Annotated in this window: 19 protein-coding genes, 3 pseudogenes and 1 other annotated feature; of the genes and pseudogenes, 9 read left to right on the forward strand and 13 right to left on the reverse strand. The window is 50.9% G+C overall.

Features of this window, described 5'->3' with window-relative positions; genetic code table 11:
* Positions 1 to 127: 127 nt before the first annotated feature.
* From HV350_RS09705 to HV350_RS09720, 4 genes are all read left to right on the forward strand, one after another.
* Positions 128 to 523, forward strand: a complete 396-nt coding sequence (locus tag HV350_RS09705; RefSeq protein ID WP_181630372.1) for a hypothetical protein — start codon at positions 128 to 130, stop codon at positions 521 to 523.
* 75 nt (positions 524 to 598) lie between these two features.
* A protein-coding gene (locus tag HV350_RS09710) for an IS3 family transposase (RefSeq protein ID WP_089617520.1) occupies positions 599 to 1806 on the forward strand; the annotation gives its coding sequence in 2 pieces (ribosomal slippage) (positions 599 to 920 and positions 920 to 1806; 1209 coding nt in all).
* Between the two features lie 20 nt (positions 1807 to 1826).
* On the forward strand, positions 1827 to 2267 hold the full coding sequence (locus HV350_RS09715; protein ID WP_181630373.1) for a hypothetical protein: 441 nt from the start codon (positions 1827 to 1829) through the stop codon (positions 2265 to 2267).
* Positions 2268 to 2375: 108 nt separating this feature from the next.
* A complete protein-coding gene (locus HV350_RS09720; RefSeq protein WP_181630375.1) occupies positions 2376 to 3029 on the forward strand; it encodes a hypothetical protein in 654 nt (217 codons plus the stop codon).
* 282 nt (positions 3030 to 3311) lie between these two features.
* Here HV350_RS09720 and HV350_RS09725 read toward each other — a convergent pair.
* The 3 genes and pseudogenes from HV350_RS09725 to HV350_RS09735 form a co-directional block, all read right to left on the reverse strand.
* Positions 3312 to 3765 (reverse strand): annotated as a pseudogene (locus HV350_RS09725) (IS3 family transposase); the annotation flags it as partial.
* A gap of 80 nt (positions 3766 to 3845) precedes the next feature.
* Complete coding sequence (gene ltrA, locus HV350_RS09730; protein WP_134957367.1) at positions 3846 to 5354, reverse strand: group II intron reverse transcriptase/maturase; 1509 nt, start codon at positions 5352 to 5354, stop codon at positions 3846 to 3848.
* A gap of 672 nt (positions 5355 to 6026) precedes the next feature.
* A pseudogene (locus HV350_RS09735) lies at positions 6027 to 6712 on the reverse strand (transposase); the annotation flags it as partial.
* Between the two features lie 700 nt (positions 6713 to 7412).
* Here HV350_RS09735 and ugd point away from each other — a divergent pair.
* Positions 7413 to 8579, forward strand: a complete 1167-nt coding sequence (gene ugd / locus HV350_RS09740; RefSeq protein WP_181630376.1) for a UDP-glucose 6-dehydrogenase — start codon at positions 7413 to 7415, stop codon at positions 8577 to 8579.
* Between the two features lie 46 nt (positions 8580 to 8625).
* Here the strand turns inward: ugd and hisIE are convergent, their stop codons facing one another.
* The 9 genes from hisIE to hisL form a co-directional block, all read right to left on the reverse strand.
* Positions 8626 to 9237 carry a bifunctional phosphoribosyl-AMP cyclohydrolase/phosphoribosyl-ATP diphosphatase HisIE gene (gene hisIE / locus HV350_RS09745; protein ID WP_000956425.1) on the reverse strand — a complete coding sequence of 204 codons (612 nt, stop codon included), beginning with the start codon at positions 9235 to 9237 and terminating at the stop codon, positions 8626 to 8628.
* Complete coding sequence (hisF, locus tag HV350_RS09750; protein WP_181630378.1) at positions 9231 to 10007, reverse strand: imidazole glycerol phosphate synthase subunit HisF; 777 nt, start codon at positions 10005 to 10007, stop codon at positions 9231 to 9233. The genes hisIE and hisF overlap by 7 nt, the downstream gene beginning before the upstream one ends.
* Positions 9989 to 10726 (reverse strand): 1-(5-phosphoribosyl)-5-[(5-phosphoribosylamino)methylideneamino]imidazole-4-carboxamide isomerase, encoded by a 738-nt coding sequence (gene hisA / locus HV350_RS09755; protein ID WP_047357922.1) that lies wholly within the window; start codon positions 10724 to 10726, stop codon positions 9989 to 9991. The genes hisF and hisA overlap by 19 nt, the downstream gene beginning before the upstream one ends.
* Positions 10726 to 11316: an imidazole glycerol phosphate synthase subunit HisH gene (gene hisH / locus HV350_RS09760; RefSeq protein ID WP_181630379.1), complete on the reverse strand. Its 591-nt coding sequence runs from the start codon at positions 11314 to 11316 to the stop codon at positions 10726 to 10728. Before hisH ends, hisA begins: the two co-directional genes overlap by 1 nt.
* Positions 11316 to 12383, reverse strand: a complete 1068-nt coding sequence (hisB, locus tag HV350_RS09765) for a bifunctional histidinol-phosphatase/imidazoleglycerol-phosphate dehydratase HisB (protein ID WP_016153556.1) — start codon at positions 12381 to 12383, stop codon at positions 11316 to 11318. Before hisB ends, hisH begins: the two co-directional genes overlap by 1 nt.
* Positions 12380 to 13459, reverse strand: coding sequence for a histidinol-phosphate transaminase (gene hisC / locus HV350_RS09770; RefSeq protein WP_181630380.1), 1080 nt, complete (start codon positions 13457 to 13459; stop codon positions 12380 to 12382). Before hisC ends, hisB begins: the two co-directional genes overlap by 4 nt.
* The gene (gene hisD / locus HV350_RS09775) at positions 13456 to 14760 is read right to left on the reverse strand and encodes a histidinol dehydrogenase (protein WP_181630381.1); all 1305 of its coding nucleotides are present in this window, start codon (positions 14758 to 14760) and stop codon (positions 13456 to 13458) included. The genes hisC and hisD overlap by 4 nt, the downstream gene beginning before the upstream one ends.
* A gap of 5 nt (positions 14761 to 14765) precedes the next feature.
* Positions 14766 to 15665: an ATP phosphoribosyltransferase gene (gene hisG / locus HV350_RS09780; RefSeq protein ID WP_003834191.1), complete on the reverse strand. Its 900-nt coding sequence runs from the start codon at positions 15663 to 15665 to the stop codon at positions 14766 to 14768.
* Positions 15666 to 15710: 45 nt separating this feature from the next.
* Positions 15711 to 15833: a sequence feature (His leader region), on the reverse strand.
* The gene (gene hisL, locus HV350_RS09785) at positions 15809 to 15856 is read right to left on the reverse strand and encodes a his operon leader peptide (protein ID WP_100250077.1); all 48 of its coding nucleotides are present in this window, start codon (positions 15854 to 15856) and stop codon (positions 15809 to 15811) included. (Overlaps the previous feature by 25 nt.)
* A 174-nt stretch (positions 15857 to 16030) precedes the next feature.
* Between hisL and HV350_RS09790 the strand changes: the two genes are divergently transcribed.
* The 3 genes and pseudogenes from HV350_RS09790 (at position 16031) to plaP (ending at position 19456) form a co-directional block, all read left to right on the forward strand.
* Positions 16031 to 16855: an SDR family oxidoreductase gene (locus HV350_RS09790; protein WP_016156891.1), complete on the forward strand. Its 825-nt coding sequence runs from the start codon at positions 16031 to 16033 to the stop codon at positions 16853 to 16855.
* Between the two features lie 40 nt (positions 16856 to 16895).
* Positions 16896 to 17880, forward strand: a pseudogene (locus HV350_RS09795) (LysR family transcriptional regulator).
* 214 nt (positions 17881 to 18094) lie between these two features.
* The gene (gene plaP, locus HV350_RS09805) at positions 18095 to 19456 is read left to right on the forward strand and encodes a putrescine/proton symporter PlaP (protein ID WP_016153551.1); all 1362 of its coding nucleotides are present in this window, start codon (positions 18095 to 18097) and stop codon (positions 19454 to 19456) included.
* Between the two features lie 61 nt (positions 19457 to 19517).
* Here the strand turns inward: plaP and sbcB are convergent, their stop codons facing one another.
* A complete protein-coding gene (sbcB, locus tag HV350_RS09810; RefSeq protein ID WP_169330000.1) occupies positions 19518 to 20942 on the reverse strand; it encodes an exodeoxyribonuclease I in 1425 nt (474 codons plus the stop codon).
* A gap of 397 nt (positions 20943 to 21339) precedes the next feature.
* Between sbcB and phsA the strand changes: the two genes are divergently transcribed.
* Positions 21340 to 23613 (forward strand): thiosulfate reductase PhsA, encoded by a 2274-nt coding sequence (gene phsA, locus HV350_RS09815; RefSeq protein WP_169330001.1) that lies wholly within the window; start codon positions 21340 to 21342, stop codon positions 23611 to 23613.

Consider the following 23613-nt stretch of genomic DNA (forward strand, 5'->3'; position numbering starts at 1 on the left):
ACAATACACCTACTAGGGTACTGCTCATGCATGCGTATTTAAAAAATCCGACTATGCCGGAAGATATTATTAATAAAATAAACAAGCGGGATATTTTAAGCGTATTGTAATTAAAGCTTTTGCGACTATGTTGTTGCTGTTGCTGTTGCTGTTGCTGTTGCTGTTGCTGTTGCTGTTGCTGCTGCTGTTGGTTGTGAATTTTCAGTATAATTATTTACACGTAGCATCATTCAATCAGTTTAGTACCATAAAAGATGGTTCTGAAGCTTTAGTACTTGGTAAAATTTTTGCGGATGTAGTGGAAAAGAATACGCTAAAAAGTAATGTTGGCTTTATACAGAAATATAGTATTACTAAAGATCATGATGTTCTGGCTGTTTATAAACGTATTGAATACCCACAAGGTATTGTTACTGCCAGTGTATCTGATCAATATTGGAATAAAGGTTTTAGTAGAAATGCTAATAAATTTATAGTTGATCGTGCATCCGGCATAAAAGTCGGTTATGATGTAGCCCCCTGAAACACCGGACAGTAGCTGTATCTCCAGATAAGAGATAGGCTTGAATATATGTCTAACACTAACGCCAATTTTGAGATGACCGGGATCCTGTTAGGGCAAGAAGTCCGTAAACGTAAAACTCCTCAGGAGAAGATCGCCATTATCCAGCAGACGATGGAGCCGGGTATGAATGTCTCCCATGTCGCCCGCCTGCATGGTATCCAGCCCAGCCTGCTGTTTAAGTGGAAGAAGCAATATCAGGAAGGCAGCCTCACCGCCGTTGCGGCTGGAGAGGAAGTCGTTCCTGCTTCTGAGCTTACTGCTGCTCTGAAGCAGGTCCGGGAGCTTCAGCGCCTTCTGGGCAAGAAAACGATGGAAGTTGAGATCCTGAAAGAAGCCGTGGAGTACGGTCAGTCGCGAAAATGGATAGCGCACGCGCCCTTGTTGCCAAAGGACGGGGAATAGCCATGGTCAGCCGGACCATGGGCGTGTCGCGTGCGCAACTGTCACTGCGGATTAACCGTTCTGCCGACTGGCAGGACAGGCGCTGTAACCGGCGTAATGAAGAAGCAGACGCAGAAATACTGTCGGCTATCCTCAACATTATCAGCGATATGCCGAGTTATGGTTATCGACGCGTGTGGGGCATCCTGCGCAAGCAACGTCGCACAGAGGGACAGCCACCTGTGAATGCCAAACGGCTTTACAGGATAATGAGCGAGCATAACCTGTTGTTGTTGCATCACAAACCAGAGCGACCGAAGCGTGAACATAAGGGCAAGATAGCGGTGGCAGAAAGCGATATGCGCTGGTGTTCAGATGGCTTCGAGTTCGGCTGCGACAACGGCGAAAAACTGCGGGTAACGTTCGCGCTGGACTGCTGCGACCGTGAGGCCATAGACTGGGCAGCAAGCACGGGAGGCTATGACAGTTCGACCGTGCAGGATGTGATGCTGAGGTCGGTGGAAAAGCGCTTCGGCGACAGGTTGCCCGACACAGCGGTGCAGTGGCTGACGGATAACGGTTCAGCGTATACCGCGTATGAAACGCGGAGGTTCGCGAGAGAGCTGAATCTGGAGCCCTGCACAACAGCGGTGAGCAGCCCGCAGAGTAATGGCATGGCCGAACGGTTCGTGAAAACGATGAAAGAAGACTATATCGCGTTCATGCCAAAACCGGATGTGAGAACAGCACTGCGAAACCTTGCAGTAGCGTTCACGCATTACAATGAAAACCACCCGCACAGCGCGCTGGGATATCACTCCCCGAGGGAATACCGGCGGCAGCGGACATCGTTAACTTAAGATACAAAAGCTGTTCGGAGATGGAGGGTCAAGATCACATAAAAGTCGGTTATGAAAAGCGCGAGTTTTATATTGGTCAGATTTTAATCATGCCTGGTGGTAAACCAAGCACCGTTACGTCTGTCGAGTTGGGGGAACAATTCATAACAGTTATGTATTCAGGACCTTTTTTTAATGCTTCTGAAATTGAGGAGCCTGGGCAAATAGAGTTGACTGATCATGACTATGATTATCTTCCATATTACCAACAGTATGGTATTCAAGGAGTGATCTTGTCATTTTTATATCAAACTTTTGATTTTTTTAAAACCATTGAAAATCTTCAATTATTGTTCAGCATCCTATTGAGCATTGTATTTTTATTAATCGCTGAAGAATTAAGAAAGTCATTCTCCTTATTGTTTAGTCTGTGCTTTATCGTTTCCATGATGTTTTCACCCCAGATTGTTGGGTTTGCTTGAAATTTATACTGGGCAACTTTTTTATGGTTTTGGCCTATGTATTTCGCATTGTTGTCTTATCGATTTAAAGCCAGACCGTTAATCCAGACCATGCTAATGTTTTTTTTCATGGTTAGTGTAGTACTAAAATGTCTGGCTGGTTATGAATATATCCCCTGCCTTCTGATTGTTTCAGTATTTATCTATTTTATTGCCCCCTTCATGCCAGGGAATAATTACTCTATTCGCGATGCGGTTATTGCGGTATCCAAATTTATAGCATTTGCATTACTTGGGTTCGCTATTGCTGTCTTGATACATATAAGCATGCGTGCGGACACCTTGGCCGAAGGGTTGCATGAAACACTAGGTTTTGATGCGATAAAATATTTGCCGATCTCAACTGACGGGAATCCTCAAAACAAAATATCGGTTTTCGCTGTTTTGAATAATTATGTTTTTAACTGGCAACAACCTTTCATCTATCCATTTACAAGCTTGACTCTTTTTGCATGGACTTGTTTAGCTACACTCATCTCTCTTATATTTATCAAGTTTTTTGATTCTAATTTATTTTTGCGCGACGCCATGTTTTTGATCACAACGATTTTAGTGCCCCTCAGTTGGTATGTTATTATGGCGGGACATGCAAAAATTCACGCTTATCTCGACTTTGTGCTGTGGTATATAGGATTTGTTCCCGCCATGTTTTTTGTAATTTTACATGCCACTTCCGTATTTATTAATAAATTTATTTTGATGAAACTTAAGTGCTATTTCTAAATTTTATGAACAAACTCGGATTTTGTTCGTGATAAATCATTGTTGCCCAAATTTAGTAATGAATAAATTGTATGATATAACTATATAATCGGCTGAGCGAAGTCATTATTCTTTGTTTTGTGATAAATTATCTGTAATGCCTATTGTCTGTGTAAGACACCTTCGCTATTGTAGTGGGTGAATCGGACACTTTCAGTTTCCGCTATGACTGTGTACCCCTGAATTCCAGCACATATGATGATCATGTATGGACTGCTCCCCGGTAGACAAATTCTGTCCCCACTACGAGGCCTGTTCAAAGACCTCCGGACTGATGCCGCCGAGATGACTGTGCCGCCGGGACCGGATATAGAACACTTCAATGTAATCGAAGATATCGGCCCGGGCCATATCCCGGGTTTTATAGATGCGTTTTCTGATCGTTCTTTTTTCAGCAAACTGAAGAATGATTCGACCACCGCATTATCTCAGCAGTTGCCACGCCGGCTCATACTGGGGGCCTGATTATTGGCCCGACAGAACCGTTGCCAGTCGTCGCTGCCGTACTAGTTGCTCCTGGTCCGAGTGCACGATGACCTCTCCGTTCGGTTTCTGTGCCATACCGCCATCATCAGCGCATCCAGCGCCAGTTCCCTTGACAGAGTGGGTTTCATCGAACAGCCCACTACATTACGGGCGAAAAGATCGATAACCACGCCAGATACAGCCAGCCCTGCCAGGTCCGGAGTAGAGTAAGAGGCAGGGCGTAGTCGGACTATTTCCCTGCCTCTCCTCCCCGAACCGGACGTGCACCTTTCAGCGCATCCGGCTCTCCATTTAAATGCTGGCGAACGCCATTGCCACTTCTGTAAAGCGCGATGTATACGTGTTTCTGGTCTCCGTCCTCAGATAGGGATTACCTTCGGGTAGCCGCCAGCGGAACAGCTTCTTGCCTTGCCCCACCAACCGGTACAGTATTTCGCCGCTGAGCTTGCCGTGATTGGTTTTACCAAATAAAACCCACGTTTTGCTCTGACCCGGTTTCGGTGATTTACACCACCACCTCATCAGGGAAGCGATACCTGTACGGTATTTGCGGGCCAGCCAGTGAGCCAGCTTCCAGAACACGACACGGTCGATATAACTGAAGACTTTGGCCTTAAAATCAACGAACTGATAGAACATGGCCCAGCCTTTCAGTTTTCGGTTGAGTTGTTCAGCCATATCGACTTTGCTTTCACTGTAGTTGCCTGATAACAGTGCTGTCAGCGATGCGGCGAAGTTTCTGGCTTTCTCCTGCGGGATCGTTGAGACCACTCGCATCTCGCCATAACGACTGCGTTTGCGAATGATCCTGTGCCCCAGAAAGATAAAGCCGTCATTAACATGGGTGATTTTAGTCTTATCCATGTTCAGCCTGAGTTTCAGACTGCCTTCGAGCACACCCCGACACTCCTCCCTGATGGCTTCCGCCTGTGCTTTGGTGCCTTTGACGATGAGGACAAAATCATCGGCATAGCGGCAGTACGCCACCGCGGGTTTCCACTGCCAGTTTTCTCTGACCGCCGTACTTCGGCCCCGTTGGATACTGTTATTCCAGTACCACCGATCTTTTCTGGCTTTCCCGCTCAGGTAGCGCCCATGCAGGTATTGATCGAACTCATTCAGCATGATGTTCGATAATAGCGGCGATATAACACCGCCCTGTGGCACACCTTCACTGGCCGCCCGAAAGAGACCGACATCGATATGTCCCGCCTTGATGGTTTTCCACAGCAGAGTCATGAAACGTGCGTCACTGATCCTGCGGCGTACAGCCTTCATCAGCAGTCGATGATGTACGGTGTCGAAGTAACTGGACAGGTCGCCTTCAATCACCCAGCGTCCCCGGGTTTCACCACAGTCTGTGAGCTGTAATTTCACCGTGCGGATCGCGTGGTGGACACTGCGCTCAGGCCGGAAGCCATATGAGAGCGTATGAAAATCACTCTCCCATATCGGCTCCATCGCCATCAGCATGGCCCGCTGAACAATACGATCCCGCAACGCGGGGATACCCAGTGGTCGCAGTTTGCCGTTGCTTTTAGGGATGTAAACCCGTCTGGCGGGCAAGGGCTGGTAGTGGCCTGAGAGTAATTCATCCCTGAGGATTTGCAGCTCAACAGCCAGTCTGGCCTGTAGCATTGTTTTGTTCACGCCATCAACGCCGGGGGTATGGGCCCCCTTTGATGAAAGCGTGATCCGCGCCGCTTCAGCCAGCCATTCTGGTTGTGTTATCAGACGCAGCAGCCGTTGAATCCGTAGGGACGGATCGGTGGCTGCCCATGTGGCAAGCTTGCGTTGCATTTCGCTGATTATCAAAGGTCTTCACCTCGTTAGGTCAGTTAATTCACGTCGCAAACACATTCAAACTGCTTCCCTTCGCCATGTAATGGGCTTTCCCCATCGCGGACTACTACGGAAGCTCCGCCAGCCAGCGCGTCATCGGAGCCATGCCCCCTTAACATCCGTCGCTGACCTTCCCCGGTTTACCTGCCTGGACTCAGGCATACTGAGGAGGCTGCCCGTCGCACTCTTTATCCTTGCTTGCCGCAAGTTGGCAGAAGTCAGCAACGCAAGCGTGATAGACGCTGCTGCCCCGGTGTTTCGCATACATGTCAAAACACCTTCGACCGGCAGTGCTTACGTATCACTGCCAGTTCCTCCTGCACGGCCTGTCAGATCACGTAGGCCGTGGTGACGTTTTCAACCCACAGAGGCGGATTAACGGGTTCATGTTCTTCAGCCTTTCAGTACTTAACCTTGAGGATCATCTCGGCTTAGTGATCTCGCCTCAATCCCCGTTGTCAGCGGGTTACATCACCCTGCGGGCATGCCGCAGGTCACTGCCGCTCAGGTTCTCCACCGTCACACCCGGTGGGATTGTTGGGTTTCTCATCGTGAGTTACCGGTTCAATATTCCAGACAGACTCGCGGTTCATTTAAGCATCCATGCCCGCCCTGAACTCCGGGCACACTATAAGTAATATCGGTGACCCAGACCTGATTGGTCCGGCCAACAGTAAACTATGCTGCACGCGATTAGGGGCAACCACTGAAGGTCTGCCAGCGATACGACGTGGTGCTTTATAGCCGCACACGACTTTGCTCCGGTTCAGTTGCATAATACTACCCACCCGGTTTTTGCCTCAGGTTTCCCCGATTTCGTTCAGATCGCCATGAACTCGCCGGTAACCGTATACGCCTCCGCTCAGTGAATATGAGTCACGGACAAGCATCAGCAGACGCTGGTTATCTTTATCACGCGCCGAGACCAGGTTGTGCAGCCACGCGTAGAATCCAGCCCGGGCGATATTCAGTACCCGACACATTGTCATCACACCCCGTACAGTGTGGTGCTCATTGATAAAGCGGTACTTCAGTCGGGGTCCCTTGCAAAGTACCGCGCGGCCTTTTTCATGATATCCCGCTCTTCTTCGGAACTTTTTTAGCTGCGCCCATAGTTTTAGGATCTCAATTTTCGCTTCCAGTAAATGCCTGGCATGCTGCTCGCTGTTATCGGGCTTAATAACTCGTAACCACTTATAGAGACTGTGTGCGGAAACTTCCAGCCGGTCAGAAACTTCCGCGACGGAATAACTGCGTTCCGTTATTTGACGGACGGCTTCTTCCTTAAATTCGGGTGTAAATCGTGGTGTGCCCATACGCTCCTCCTATGATCAAACCATAGGACAGGATCGTCTAAAGTGGGGCAGTCCAGTAACGATCTCAGATACGCAACTTACTAAAGTTGCTTATCGAATGAAAGTATAAATCTATGGAACAGGTACCTAAGGAGGGTGCGAATAAGTACCCTCCGCAACGAAAATGAAACTTTTAGTCAATTAAATTCAATCACTTACATAGGCGTTTTTTTGCGTTTGGTGACTTATTCGCACCTTCCCTAACATATCAAGTGTCAATCTGATTGTGATGTACATTTAGGTGGCTTTCTAGTTATAATAAAGACTAAGTATCGTCATGCTAAGTTATAATAATTGGTAATCGTAAATAAAGCATTCGACGATTATCTGTTGATGAGGTAATTGAATACCCATGAGATGATATATAAAAGTAGCCCTATCATTGGGCATGCTTTATTGCCATTTTTTAACGCTATTACTGAGTATTAATTTGTGTTTTTATAAGCCCGGACCTAAGTGTCTGGGTTTTTTTTTTGCCTAAATTCTTATTGATTTTAATTTTTTCCTTAATATTAACTTAATAATTGAGGTCTATAGTAATGAAGTAAATCTGAATTGTGCTGTCTTTCATTGACACTTCATCAACTCAGACGTTACAACTTTTAATACATGTCATGATGATACAAACATGATGAGCAAAAGTTAACACTGAGATAATGAAATGAAAATCACCATTTCTGGTACCGGATATGTTGGCCTGTCAAATGGTATTCTGATTGCTCAGAACCACGAGGTGGTCGCCCTGGATATCATCCAGACGAAAGTTGAGATGTTAAATCAGAAACAATCGCCGATTGTGGATAAAGAGATCGAAGAGTATTTGACGACCAAGTCACTAAATTTTCGTGCAACGACTGATAAGTGTGATGCCTACCGCGATGCGGACTACGTTATTATCGCGACACCAACGGATTATGATCCAAAGACTAATAACTTTAATACCTCAAGTGTCGAGGCTGTTATTCGCGACGTGGTTGCAATTAATCCAGATGCAGTAATGGTAATTAAGTCTACCATCCCGGTAGGTTTTACTAATTCTATTAAAGAAAAACTGGGTACCAGCAATATTTTCTTTTCCCCAGAATTCCTGCGAGAGGGTAAAGCGCTATATGACAATTTGTACCCTTCACGCATTGTAATTGGTGAACGATCTTCCCGTGCTGAAACGTTTGCTGCACTGCTACAGGAAGGGGCTCTGAAGAAAGATATTCCGACCCTATTTACAGATTCAACTGAAGCCGAAGCTATCAAGCTCTTTGCAAATACCTATCTGGCGATGCGTGTTGCCTATTTTAACGAACTTGATAGCTATGCAGAAACCCTGGGGCTTAATGCACGACAGATCATCGAAGGTGTTTGTCTGGACCCGCGTATTGGTAACCATTACAACAATCCCTCATTCGGTTACGGTGGATACTGTCTGCCAAAAGACACTAAGCAATTACTCGCCAACTATAAATCTGTACCCAATAATATTATTTCAGCAATCGTTGATGCTAACCGGACGCGGAAAGACTTTATTGCTGATGCAATTATTTCACGAAAGCCAAAGGTCGTCGGTATTTACCGATTGATTATGAAAAGTGGCTCAGATAATTTCCGGGCATCGTCTATCCAGGGTATTATGAAGCGTATTAAAGCGAAAGGTATCCCGGTCATAATCTATGAGCCTGTATTGCCAGATGATAGTTTTTTCAATTCGCGGGTTGAGCGTGATCTGACTAAATTTAAAAGCGAGTCCGATGTTATAATCTCTAACCGGATGGCCGAAGAACTGTTGGATGTAGCCGATAAAGTCTATACCAGAGATTTATTCGGAAATGATTAAACACTCAGTTAAATAAAGATACCGGCATCGTGCCGGTATCTGTCTATTACTGATGTCTTTTGCGTAAATTCTCAATCACCGTCGTCAGATCCAGGTCCTGATCCTGCAGCAGAACCAGCAGGTGATACATCAGATCAGAGGCTTCATTGGTCAGCTCAAAACGGTCGTTCACCGTCGCAGCCAGCGCGGTTTCTACGCCTTCTTCACCCACTTTTTGCGCAATGCGTTTGGTGCCGCTGGCATACAGCTTCGCGGTGTAGGAGCTTGCCGGGTCAGCGGTTTTACGTTCGGCCAGTAGTTGCTCCAGTTGATACAGGAACAGCCACTGGTGGCTGGCATCGCCAAAGCAGCTTGAGGTGCCTTTATGGCAGGTCGGGCCAATCGGGTTAACCAGCACCAGCAGGGTGTCGTTGTCGCAGTCGGGCGCGATGCTCACCACGTTCAGGAAGTGACCAGAGGTTTCACCCTTGGTCCACAGGCGCTGTTTGGTCCGCGAGAAAAAGGTCACTTTGCCGCTTTCAAGCGTTTTATCCAGTGCTTCCGGGTTCATATAACCCAGCATTAGTACCTCACCGGAAACCGCATGCTGCACGATGACTGGCATCAGTCCGTCGGTTTTTTCCCAGTCCAGCTCGCGGCATTGTTGCTTCGTTAACATTTCCTGATCTCCACGCCCTGTGTTGCCAGGTACGCTTTTAATTCGCCAATATTAATAATTTGCTTGTGAAAGACGGAGGCGGCAAGCGCGCCGTCAACGTCTGCGTCCCGGAATGCTTCAAGGAAGTGTTCCATGGTGCCCGCGCCGCCGGAGGCAATCAGCGGTACATGGCAAACGTCGCGCACTTTTTTCAGTTGCTCCAGGTCATAACCGTTACGCACGCCGTCCTGGTTCATCATGTTCAGGACGATTTCGCCTGCGCCGAGTTTTTGTACTTCCTGCACCCAGTCCAGCGTTTCCCACTGCGTGACGCGGGTACGGCTTTCATCCCCGGTATATTGATTAACATGATATTTGCCGGTTTCGGCGTCATACCAGGTATCAATGCCTACCACGATACACTGCACGCCGAAGCGGTCCGCCAGGCGGGTGATAAGCTCCGGTTCAGCCAGCGCCGGGGAGTTGATAGAGATTTTATCCGCCCCGAAGGAGAGGATGCGCGCCGCATCGTCGATGGATTTAATGCCACCGGCAACGCAGAACGGAATATCGATCACTTCCGCCACGCGAGATACCCAGCTTTTATCCACTACGCGGCCATCGCTGGAGGCGGTGATATCGTAGAACACCAGTTCATCTGCGCCTTCATCGGCATAGCGTTTTGCCAGCGGGACAATGTCGCCAATAATCTCGTGATTGCGAAACTGGACGCCTTTTACCACCTGCCCATCACGAACGTCCAGACAAGGAATTATGCGTTTTGCCAGCATTGAATGGCCTCCTCAACGGTGAACTTACCTTCCAGCAGAGCGCGTCCGACGATCACGCCGCGTACGCCGGTTCCACGCAGGGCTGCTACGTCCTCGATCCCGCCAATGCCGCCAGATGACTGAAATGCTACCTGCGGATATTTGGCGCACACTTCTTCATAAAGCGCGACGTTTGAGCCAGCCAGCGTACCGTCGCGGGAGATATCGGTGCACAGCACGTGCTTCAGGCCGACGGGTAAATAGGTCTCAACCAGTTCTTCCAGAGAAACCCCGGAATCTTCCTGCCAGCCGCTAACCGCTACCTGTTTATTACCGCGCTTGTCAATACGAACGTCCAGCGCCAGTACCAGCGCGTCGGCGCCAAAACGGGCAAACCAGCTTTTGACGACTTCGGGGGATTTTACTGCCGTCGAACCTACCACCACGCGCGCCACGCCTGCGTCAAGCAGCGCCGCAACGTCCGATTCAGTACGCACGCCACCGCCAACCTGTACCGGAACATTGACACCAGCGACCAGCGTTTTAATCAGCGGGATCTGCCGCTGCGCCGGGTCTTTCGCGCCAGTTAAATCAACCAGGTGCAGTACTTCGGCACCCTGAGCTGCGTAATCCTGTAAACGGGGGAGAGGATCGTTGCCATAATCACGTTGCGTTGCGTAATCGCCCTGATGAAGACGCACCACCGTGCCGTCGATTAAATCTAATGCCGGAATAATCATTACATCTCCAGAAAGTTTTTCAGCAACTGCGCCCCAGCCGCGCCCGAGCGTTCAGGGTGAAACTGCACGCCAAAGAAATTGTCCTTTTGTACTGCCGCGGTAAATGGTTCGCCGTAATGGCACTGGGCGATGGTCCACGGGTTCACCGGCATAGCATAGCTGTGTACAAAGTAGAAATACGCGCCATCTTCAATGCCCTGGAACAGACGATTTCCCGCCTGCGGATAGACGCGATTCCAGCCCATATGCGGCAGCGGCAGACCGAAATCGGACATCTTCGGAACGTCCTGCTCAATAATGCTCAACAGAGAGACACCGTTACTCTCTTCGCTGCGGCGGCCAAGCAGTTGCATGCCTAAACAGATCCCCAGTACCGGTTGCGTACAAGCTTTAATCAGTTCAATCAGTTCACGCTCGTGCAACTGGTCCATAGCCGCCTGGGCGGTACCGACGCCCGGCAGAAACAGTTTATCGGCACGCAGCACCACGTCCGGGTCACGGCTGACAACCGGGTCGTATCCATGGCGCGCGACGGCGGATTTCACCGAGTGCAGATTGGCGCAGCCGGTATCAAGGATCACCACGTTCATTACAGCACTCCTTTTGAGGAGGGCAGCGTATCGCCTTCTACGCGAATAGCCTGACGCAGCGTACGACCAAAGGCTTTAAACAGGCTCTCCACACGGTGGTGGTCATTTTTCCCTTTGGTTTTCAGGTGCAAGGTGACACCCATGGTGTAAGAGAGTGAACGGAAGAAGTGTTCAATCATCTCTGTGCTCAGATCGCCAACGCGCTGGTAGGTAAACTCCGCGCGGTATTCCAGGTGCGGACGCCCCGAGATATCCAGCGCGCAACGTGCCAGGCACTCGTCCATCGGCAGCACAAAACCAAAACGGTTGATACCGCGTTTATCGCCTAATGCCAGCTTTAAGGCTTCACCCAGCGCCAGACCGGTATCTTCAACGGTGTGGTGATCGTCAATATACAGATCGCCTTTGACGGCAATCTCCATGCGAAAACCGCCGTGGGTGGCGATTTGATCCAGCATGTGGTCAAAGAAGCCAACGCCGGTATTGATTTTGCTACGACCTTCGCGGTCCAGCCAGACTTTGACGTCAATCTGCGTCTCTTTGGTATTGCGCTCAACGTGCGCGTAGCGGTCTCGCTTGGTCAACTGCTCGCCGATCATCGCCCAGTTCAGGGTGTCACGGTGGTAGCGTAATCCGCTAATGCCCATGTTTTCTGCGAGCTGAATATCGGTCGCCCGATCACCAATGACGTAGCTGTTTGCCACATCCATAGCCTGTTCAACCAGATACTGCTCAACCAGTTTCACTTTTGGCTTACGGCAATCACACGCGTCCGCTGGCAGGTGCGGGCAGATCAGCACCTCATCGAATGCTACGCCCTGAGAGGTGAATATTTGCATCATCAGGTTATGCGGACCGTCAAAATCGGCCTGCGGGAAGCTCTGCGTACCGAGTCCGTCCTGGTTAGTAATCATCACCAGCTTAAAGCCGGCTTTTTGCAGCTTCAGCAAAACGGGAACGACGTCCGGCTCGAAGGCGAGTTTGTCAAAGCGATCGACCTGAAAGTCACTTGGCGGTTCTGAAATCAGGGTTCCATCACGGTCAATAAAAAGATACTTCTGGCTCATACTTGCTCCGCACGTAAGGCGTCAATGACGCGCTGGCTCTCTTCGCGGGTTCCGACAGTAATTCGCAGGCAGCCGCTTAATGAAGGTTGTTTATTCTGATCTCGTAAGATAATGCCCTGATCCCACAAAGATTTAAATACGCTGCTTGATGCGGTGAAGCGCGCCAGAACATAGTTGGTTTCAGAGTCGAAAACCTGCTCTACACAGCGAATGGTTTTCAGGTTCTCCACCAGATACTGACGCTCTTGCAGGATCTGCTCTACGCGTTGGCGCATGGCGGAAATCCCTTGTGGCGTCAGCGCCTGGGCGGCGATATCCGCTACCGGGGTAGAAAGCGGGTAGGGAGCAATCACCTTTAACAGCAGATTGATAACCTCTTCATTCGCCAGCGTAAATCCGCAGCGTAAACCGGCGAGAGCAAATGCTTTAGACAGCGTACGTAATACTGCCAGATGCGGATACTCAGACAGCCAGCCTGCCAGCGTAGCCTGCGGACAAAACTCAATATAGGCCTCATCAGCGACCACGATGGCTTTACCCTGCGTCATTTCGAGCAGTGAACGTAGGTCCTGCGGATTTATCAGCTGGCCGGTTGGGTTATTGGGGCTGCATACGTAGACCACTTTCACGCCATCAAGCTTGTCCGCGATGCCTTGTAAATCCAGCTGCCAGTTATCCAGGGTCGGGACGGTGCGGCATTCAACGCCAATCGTTTCGGCGCTGACGCTGTACATGCCGTAAGTCGGCGGACAGTAGAGAATGGCATCTTTACCGGGTTCGCAAAAAGCGCGCACCAGCAGTTCGATCCCTTCATCGGCGCCGCGGCTGACCAGCACCTGTTCTGGTTTGACGCCAGCATACTGCGCGTAATTCTTAATTACGGCTTTCGGCTGACACTCCGGATAGCGGTTCAGCGTCTGCTGGCGTAGCTGGAACTCAACGGCGGTTGGGTACTCATTCGCGTTGAGCCAGACGTCCCCGTTACCGCCAAGACGACGGGCAGACTGATAGGGCGTTAACTCGCGAACATTCTTACGGGCTAAATCAGTGACGCTGAGAAAGTTGTCAGTGCTCATGCTTGCTCCTTCAGGGCGTTAACGCGCAGGGTGACGGCATTTTTGTGGGCAGTCAGTCGTTCAGCCGCGGCCAGTGTTTCAATGGTGGAGGCCAGGGTAGAGAAACCTTGGGGAGTTAATTCCTGTACCGTCATCCGTTTCTGGAAATCAGCCAGCCCAAGGCTTGAGCAGGTTGCGGTATAGCCGTAGGTCGGAAGAACGTGGTTGGTGCCGGAAGCATAGTCGCCAGCCGACTCAGGAGACCAGTCACCCAGGAATACCGAACCAGCGCTGGTGATATCGTCAACCAGTTCACGCGCGTTACGGGTCTGAATAATCAGATGCTCCGGGCCGTAGGCGTTAGATATGGCCACGCATTGCTCCAGATCTCTGGCGACGATCAGTCGGCTGGCGGCGAGCGCCTGACGTGCGGTGTCGGCGCGGGAAAGCTCGGCAAGCTGGCGTTCAACGGCTTTGGCCACGCCTTCGGCAAGCGTAGCGTCTGGCGTCAGCAGGATAACCTGCGAGTCGGGGCCGTGTTCGGCCTGAGAAAGCAGGTCGGAAGCAACAAAGTCAGGCGTCGCGCCGCTGTCGGCAATAACCAGCACTTCAGACGGGCCCGCAGGCATGTCGATAGCCGCGCCGTCAAGACGTTGGCTGACCTGACGTTTGGCTTCGGTCACATACGCATTGCCTGGCCCGAAGATTTTATCGACCTTAGGAATAGATTCGGTACCCAGCGCCAGCGCGGCAATGGCCTGCGCGCCGCCCACGTTGAACACCTCTTTTACGCCACACAGTTGCGCGGCGTAGAGGATTTCATCGGCAATCGGCGGCGGTGAGCAGAGCACCACTTTTTTGCAGCCAGCGATACGCGCCGGGGTCGCCAGCATTAATACGGTCGAGAAGAGCGGTGCCGATCCCCCAGGAATATACAGCCCCACGGAGGCGATAGGGCGAGTAACCTGCTGGCAGCGCACGCCAGGCTGAGTTTCAATATCCACCGGCGGCAGGATTTGCGCGGTGTGGAACGTATCAATATTACGTACCGCCGCCCGCATGGCTTGTTTCAGCTCGTCGCTCAGGCGGCTACTGGCTTGCTGAATTTCTTCTTCGGTGACGCGCAGCGCGCCGACCTCGGTTTTGTCAAACTTCGCACTGTATTCACGCAGCGCCCAGTCGCCGTTATTTTTGACGTTCTCAAGAATCTCAGCCACCGTGCGGCTGATGCTTTCAGAGGCGGATATCGCCGGGCGCATCAGCAGTTCGCGCTGCTGCTCGGGGCTACGGCTATTCCAGTCGATCAGGGTATTGAAGCTCATGGCTATCACTCCATCATCTTCTCAATCGGCAGCACCAGAATTGAGCTGGCGCCGAGCGCTTTCAGTTTTTCCATCGTTTCCCAGAACAGGGTTTCGCTGCTGACCATGTGCATGGCTACGCGCTGCTGGTCACCCGCCAGTGGCAGAATGGTAGGGCGCTCAGCGCCTGGCAGCAGGGCGATGACTTCGTCCAGACGTTCGCTCGGCGCGTGCATCATGATGTATTTTGATTCACGAGCCTGAATAACCCCCTGAATACGGGTCAGCAGTTTGTCGATCAGTTGTTGCTTGGCTTCGGCCATTTCGCCGTCGCGCTGAATCAGGCAGGCTTTAGAGCGGTAAATCACTTCCACTTCACGCAGACCGTTGGCTTCAAGCGTGGCTCCGGTTGACACCAGATCGCAAATCGCATCAGCCAGACCTGCGCGGGGAGCGACTTCTACAGAGCCGTTTAACAGACAGGATTTAAACGACACCCCTTTTTGATCAAGATAACGTTTAAGCAGGTGTGGGTAAGAGGTAGCGATACGCTTACCGTTCAGCGCTGCCGGGCCATCCCAGGCTTCATCAACCGGGGTAGCCAGCGAAAGACGGCAGCCGCCGAAGTCCAGACGACGCAGGGTAAAATAGCGCGGATCTTCACCCTGGGCCCGGCGGTTGAGCAGTTCCTCTTCGAGAACGTTTTCCCCGATGATGCCGAGATCTACGACGCCGTCCATCACCAGACCCGGGATATCGTCATCACGCACGCGCAGAATATCGATCGGCATATTCTCAGCCATCGCGATCAGGCGCTGGGTGTGAAGATTAATTTTAATGCCGCAACGGGCCAGCAATTCGCGTGAATCATCGCTTAAACGACCTGATTTCTGCATAGCTATGCGTAAACGGGTGTTATCTAACATTCTTTATTCCTCGTTATCCTGTCTGAATCAGTTTGGGTCACGCACAAAAAAAAGCCCCCGGAAGAAATCTTCCGGGGGCTTTCTCATACGCTCATGCACCGCTGGAAGATTTAAATGTCTCCCAGCACACATCGCCTGAAAGACTAGTCAGGATGATGGTGATGATGGTGTTTGAATTGAGCGCGTGTCATAAATTTTCTCGATGAATGTTTATTCATTTGATGTCTTTTAACCTAAACCACTTTAGCTACGGAAAGCAAGGGCTTTTTTTGATCATTAATTCATTTCATATTGATACTATGAATTGTCAGCCACTGTGGGCTAGCGTAGCCTTGCGTTATAGGCCAAAAGTCAGGAGAGAAGGCATGAAAAAGGTCGCAATTGTCGGTTTAGGTTGGTTAGGCATGCCGTTAGCTATGTCGCTGGCGGCGAGAGGCTGGCAGGTTACCGGCAGCAAAACCACATTGGATGGGGTGGAAGCGGCCCGCATGAGTGGTATAGAGAGCTACTCGCTGCGCCTGGAGCCTGAACTGGTCTGTGAGACAGACGATCTCGACGCACTGATGGACGCCGACGCGCTGGTTATTACGCTACCTGCGCGCCGTAGCGGTCCGGGGGAGACATTTTACCTGCAGGCTATGCAGGAGCTGGTCGACAGTGCGCTGGCGTACCGTATCCCGCGGATTATTTTTACCAGTTCGACGTCGGTCTATGGCGATGCACAAGGCATCGTGAAAGAAGGGACTCCGCGTAACCCGGTCACGGCAAGTGGTCGCGTTTTGAAAGAACTTGAAGACTGGTTGCACAATTTACCCGGCACTTCGGTGGATATTTTGCGCCTGGCCGGACTTGTCGGCCCGGGAAGACATCCCGGTCGTTTTTTCGCTGGCAAGACGGCGCCAGATGGACACCATGGCGTCAATCTGGTGCATCTGGATGATGTGGTTTCCGCCATCTCTTTGCTGCTGCAAGCGCCAAAAGGGGGACACATCTATAATATATGTGCGCCTATGCATCCGGCGCGCAATGTGTTCTATCCACAGATGGCCCGCCAGTTGGGGATGGAGCCGCCGGAATTTCGTGGCAATGAGGATAACGGTAAAGGTAAAGTCATTGATGGCAACCGTATTTGTAACGAGCTTGGGTTTGAGTACCAGTATCCTGACCCGCTGGTGATGCCGATGGAGTGACAGACCAGCAGAGTGCCGCTGATACCGCCAGGGGGCGAGTATGAAACCACTGCTGGACGTTCTTATCATCCTCGATGCGTTGGAAAAAGAGGGCAGTTTCGCTGCGGCGTCGGCAAAATTGTTTAAGACGCCGTCTGCGCTTAGCTACACCGTCCATAAGCTGGAAAGCGATCTTAATATTCAGCTACTCGATCGCAGCGGACATCGGGCTAAGTTTACCCGTACCGGACAGATGCTGCTGGAAAAGGGGCGGGAGGTGTTGCACACCGTCCGCGAACTCGAAAAGCAGGCGATTAAACTTCATGAAGGTTGGGAGAATGAACTGGTTATTGGCGTAGATGATACGTTTCCCTTTTCGCTGCTGGCCCCACTCATCGAATCTTTCTATCAACACCACAGTGTGACGCGCCTGAAATTTATCAATGGCGTGCTGGGCGGCTCCTGGGATGCCCTCACTCAGGGGCGGGCGGATATTATTGTCGGCGCCACGCATGAGCCGCCTGCCGCGAGCGAATTTGGCTTTGCGCAGCTAGGAGTTCTGGAGCAGGTGTTTGTGGTTGCGTCGCATCATCCGCTGGCGCAGGAACAGGAGCCGTTGAATCGTCGCACTATTCGGCGTTTTCGCGCGATTGTGGTGGGCGACAATGCACTGCATGCCAACGTTTCGGGCTCTCAGGTGCTCGACGATCAGGAAGCCATCACCGTTTTTGACTTCAAAACCAAGCTGGAACTGCAAATCAGTGGTCTGGGATGCGGCTATATTCCGCGCTATCTGGCGCAGCGATTTCTGGAGAGCGGCGCTCTGATTGAGAAAAAAGTGGTCGCACAAATTATCTTTGAACCCGTGTGGATAGGTTGGAATGAACAGACTGCCGGGTTGGCCAGCGCCTGGTGGCGAGATGAGATTTTAGCAAATAGTGCTATTGCGGGGGTGTATGTTAAAACGGCTGCTGATAAATCAATCAGTTAAGAAAAAATATTCTTTTGTAGTAGCTTCAATCTCTTGTTATTTCTCTCCAAATTAGTGCAAAATACGCCGCTTGCAAAAAATGACATTAACCGACGTTTTAATACGCGTCGGTTATTTTTTTGCATCAAACCAATCATTCATAAAAGAGGCCGGGCTTCGTACCGGATAGATACTTACTTAAAAATCGACAGTTGTTGTCGCTGAGGATTAACAAAAAATGGGGCAATTTTTTGCTTACGCGACGGTTTTCGCCGTAATGGGGGATAACCATGTCGCATAACGCTACTCCAAACACCTCTCGCGTGGAATTACGTAAAACGCTTACGCTGGTTCCGGTTGTCATGATGGGCCTTGCCTATATGCAGCCGATGACGCTGTTCGATACATTCGGTATCGTATCAGGAATGACCGATGGTCACGTCCCGACAGCTTACGCCTTTGCACTGATCGCCATCCTCTTTACCGCACTGAGCTACGGTAAGCTGGTGCGTCGCTATCCGTCTGCAGGCTCTGCCTACACTTACGCCCAGAAATCCATTAGCCCGACCGTTGGCTTTATGGTGGGTTGGTCGTCACTGCTGGACTACCTGTTCGCACCGATGATCAACATTCTGTTGGCGAAAATTTATTTTGAAGCTCTGGTGCCGTCGATACCGTCATGGATATTCGTGGTGGCGCTGGTGGCCTTTATGACCGCCTTTAACCTGCGCAGCCTGAAATCTGTTGCGAATTTCAACACCGTCATCGTGTTGTTGCAGGTGGTGCTGATTGCAGTGATCCTCGGCATGGTCGTTTATGGCGTGTTCGAAGGGGAAGGTGCCGGTACGCTGGCGAGCAGCCGTCCGTTCTGGTCAGGTGATGCGCATGTGATCCCGATGATCACGGGAGCGACTATTCTGTGCTTCTCGTTCACCGGTTTTGACGGTATCAGCAACCTGTCTGAAGAAACCAAAGACGCTGAACGTGTGATCCCGCGGGCGATTTTCCTGACCGCGCTGATTGGTGGCCTGATCTTTATCGTCTCCACCTATCTGTTGCAGCTGTACTTCCCGGATATCTCACGCTTCAAGGATCCGGACGCTTCGCAGCCGGAAATCATGCTGTATGTCGCTGGTAAGTTCTTCCAGGTTGGCGCGCTGATTTTCTCTACCATTACCGTACTGGCTTCAGGTATGGCGGCGCATGCAGGCGTAGCGCGTCTGATGTATGTGATGGGACGTGACGGTGTGTTCCCGAAAAGTTTCTTCGGTTATGTCCACCCGAAATGGCGTACTCCGTCCATGAACATCATTCTGGTTGGTGCGATTGCTCTGCTGGCAATTAACTTCGACCTGGTGATGGCGACGGCGCTGATTAACTTCGGTGCGCTGGTGGCGTTTACCTTCGTTAACCTGTCGGTGATCTCCCAGTTCTGGATCCGTGAGAAGCGTAACAAGACGCTGAAAGACCACTTCCAGTATCTGTTCCTGCCAATGTGCGGTGCGCTGACCGTTGGTGCGCTGTGGGTGAACCTGGAAGAGAGCTCAATGGTTCTGGGGCTGATCTGGGCCGCTATTGGTCTGATTTACCTGGCTTGCGTGACCAAAAGCTTCCGTAACCCGGTGCCACAGTACGACGAAGATATCGCGTAATAGCTGTATTTAGATAAAAAAAAACCGGAGACATGTTCTCCGGTTTTTTTATACGTGGGAGTTATACAATCTCTTGCGCATACTGCCAGAGTGACTTCAGCAGCATCAGTTTCTCTTTGTTATCTGCATATTGCTGGCTCAGCATCTGCAATTCATTGGCGTAATTTTGCAAAAACTCCGGCGTGAATATTTGACGACGATGGTCCAGCCAGCGCTGCTGTTCGGCTTCATCCAGCGTTCCGGGGAAGTTACGTGCGCGGTAGTTAAACAGCAGCTTTTCAATGCGCTTATCGACAAAGGAGATATCCAGCGCCGGTAAATTGCGCGGCTCAGTTTCCAGGACGATTTTCATCGCGGCACGGTCGGCATCACTGAAAAAACCATTGTACAACTGTGCGTCTACGTTATCTGATGGCGTAAAGGGTTCCGCATCGGCGAAGATGGCCACCACTTTGTCGCGTACCTGCGGATTTTCGCGCAGTACTTTGAGATTATCCAGACAATGCTGGCGGTTAATGCCAAGGCGATCGGCATCTTCCGGGCGCAAGGTATTCGCCTGTGCCAGTACCGGGCATTTGTTGATGTGCACCAGTTTAACCGGCACGGCTGGGTTATCTCCCAGATCAGCCTTAGCAGTGTAGAGCCGCTCACGCAGCGCGTCGCTGCCCAGTTCAAGCAGCGGTGAAATATCACCGGCTAAGTCGACCATAATCACCGCGTTGCGATTCTCAGGATGCCAGGCTAATGGCGCCACCCAACTGGTGTTGCCGCGCCATGCGCCGAACATCCCCGAAACATGGACCAGCGGCTTCATTTGCGGGACATCAATCAGTGCGGCCAGCTTGTGCTTATTGCGATGGCTGTAGAGATAATCAAACAGGCGCGGCTGGCGCGACTTCACTAATTGCGCCATCGCAATTGTGGCGTATACATCGGCCATCGCATCGTGGGCATTGGCATGTTCAATACCGTTGGCTTTGGTCAAATGTTCCAGGCGAAAGCTGGGTAAGCCGTCGTCGTTTTCCGGCCAGTTAATTCCTTCAGGACGCAGGGCATAGCAGGCGCGCATCACATCCAGCAGATCCCAGCGCGAATTATCGTTCTGCCAGCTCCAGGCATAGGGATCGTAGAAATTGCGATACAGGATGTTGCGCGTCACTTCATCATCGAAGCGCACGTTGTTATAGCCCAGGATACAGGTTTTCGGCACGGTGAACAGGGCGTGGATGCGCGCAGCAAAGGCGGCTTCATTTTCTCCTTTTTCACGCGCTTCCTGCGGTGTGATACCGGTTATCAGCACCGCCTCAGGCTGCGGCAGATAGTCGTCTGCGGGTTTGCAATAAAAGACTTCAGGTTCACCGATGATGTTGAAATCGCTATCCGTGCGGATAGCCGCAAATTGCGCGGGTCTGTCCAGCGCCGGATGGGTACCAAAGGTCTCGTAATCGTGAAAGAGAAAACCAGGTTGCTGCTTGCCGTCATTCATTGTTCAGTTATGTCCGGGATCAATTTAGCGCTCGTCCAAGAATACCAAAAAATAGCGAGGTAATCAGCAAAGCGATTATCAATGCTGAATGATGTACGCAATAAAATTGAGATGAACAGGCTTTAATAGAATTGATTAATAAATTTTGCACTGTTAAGGGAAATTACTGGAATAAATTGTCTGAAATCTATGAGCTGATAAATAATATAAATGAGAACCATTATTGTTATTTGGTGCTGATTTGTTGTGTTCTGGAAATTTTAAAATTCTTTTATAAACAATGGGTTTTTATTTTGGCGGTTAGCTGCTCTATATTCTAATGAAATGTGAGTGAGGTTAAAAATTAATAATTTAAACACCATATAATAATTGGATATATCTAATAACAGGAGGTTATATGAGCATTAGTCGGCGTAATTTTTTGCGAGGAGTGGGTATCGGTTGCTCGGCCTGCGCGATAGGCAGTTTTCCGCCTGGCGCACTGGCGCGAAATTCTCCAGAGAGCATTAAGGGGAAAACATCCCTGACGCCAAGCTTGTGCGAAATGTGTTCTTATCGTTGCCCAATACAGGCACAGGTAATTAATAACAAGACGGTTTTTATTCAGGGGAACCCTAATGCGCCTCAACAAGGCACGCGTGTCTGCGCGCGCGGAGGCAGTGGTGTTAGCCTGGTCAACGACCCGCACCGTATTGTCAAACCCATGAAACGCACAGGGCCTCGCGGCAGCGGAGAATGGCAGGTTATTAGTTGGGAACAGGCTTACAAAGAAATTGCCGAAAAAATGACGGCAATAAAAGCGCAGCATGGTCCTCAGGGGGTCGTATTCTCTTCCAAATCTGGTTCGCTTTCGGGTCATTTATTTCAGCTGGCAACGGCATTTGGATCGCCAAACACCTTTACGCATGCGTCGACATGCCCTGCCGGAAAATCGATTGCCGCCAAAGTGATGATGGGCGGCGATTTGGCTATGGATATCGCCAATACCCGTTATATGGTCTCTTTTGGCCACAATCTCTATGAAGGTATTGAGGTTGCCGAAACGCATGAACTGATGACCGCGCAGGAAAAGGGCGCAAAAATGGTCAGCTTCGATCCCCGTTTGTCAGTCTTCTCCAGCAAGGCGGATGAATGGCATGCGCTCAAGCCGGGCGGCGACTTGCCGGTGTTAATGGCCATGTGTCACGTCATGATTAATGAACATCTGTATGACGCGGACTTCGTAGCGCGCTACACCACAGGGTTTGACCAACTGGCCGAAGCGGTACAAGAGACCACGCCGGAATGGGCGCAAAATCAAGCTGATGTGCCTGCTGATGTTATTGTTCGGGTCACCCGCGAAATGGCCGCCTGTGCGCCTCATGCTATCGTCAGCCCAGGCCATCGCGCGACGTTTTCGCAAGAAGAAATTGATATGCGGCGTATGATTTTCACCCTCAATGCGCTGCTGGGAAATATTGAGCGTGAAGGGGGCTTGTACCAGAAAAAAGCCGCGGCGACCTACAATAAGCTGGCCGGAGAGAAGGTCGCTCCGGTGCTGGCAAAACCTGATGCCAAATTGCCCAAGCCAACGGCGCAGCGCATCGATTTGGTTGCCCCACAATTCAAGTACATCGCGGCGGGCGGCGGCGTGGTGCAAAGCATCATCGATGCCGTGTTAAACCAGACACCCTATCCGGTGAAGGGATGGATCATGTCCCGCCACAATCCTTTCCAAACCGTGACCTGTCGGCCTGATCTGGTCAAAACCGTCGAACAACTCGATCTGGTGGTCAGTTGCGATGTCTATTTAAGCGAAAGCGCGGCATATGCCGATTATCTGTTACCCGAATGCACCTACCTTGAACGCGATGAAGAAGTCTCTGACATGTCGGGCCTGAATCCGGCCTATGCCCTGCGCCAGCAGGTTGTAGAGCCGATTGGGGATGCGCGTCCGAGCTGGCAAATCTGGAAAGAACTGGCCGTGCAGTTAGGCTTTGGGCAGTTCTACCCCTGGCAGGATATGCAGACGCGGCAGTTGTACCAGCTTAATGGCGATCATGCACTTTCCGCTGAACTGCGTCAGAAAGGATATCGGGAGTGGGGGATTCCGCTGCTGCTACGGGAACCTGAAGTAGTGCGTCAGTTTGTTGCGCGTTATCCGAGCGCAGTGGCGGTTGACGGCGACGGTACCTATGGCGAGCAACTGCGCTTTAAATCCCCGTCTGGAAAAATTGAACTCTACTCTGAAGAGCTGGAAGCACTTTTGCCTGGCTACGGTATTCCGCGCGCCCGCAATTTTGCCCTCAAAGGCGACAATGAACTCTATTTTATTCAGGGAAAAGTGGCGGTGCATACCAACGGCGCGACGCAATATGTACCACTGCTGAGTGAGCTGATGTGGGATAACGCGGTGTGGATCCACCCGCAAACGGCCCGTGAAAAAGGCATCAAAAACGGCGATGAGATTTGGCTGGAAAATGCGACCGGTAAGGAAAAAGGCAAAGCACTGGTTACTGCCGGAATACGACCCGATACGCTGTTCGTTTATATGGGATTTGGCGCCAAGGCGGGAGCCAAAACCGCGGCGACGACGCACGGTATTCACTGCGGTAATTTGCTTCCGCATGTTACCAGTCCGGTTTCCGGTACGGTGGTGCACACCGCTGGCGTCACGCTTCGTCGGGCATGA

It is taken from the genome of Citrobacter sp. RHBSTW-01013 (genome assembly GCF_013781985.1).
Classification (GTDB): domain Bacteria; phylum Pseudomonadota; class Gammaproteobacteria; order Enterobacterales; family Enterobacteriaceae; genus Citrobacter; species Citrobacter braakii.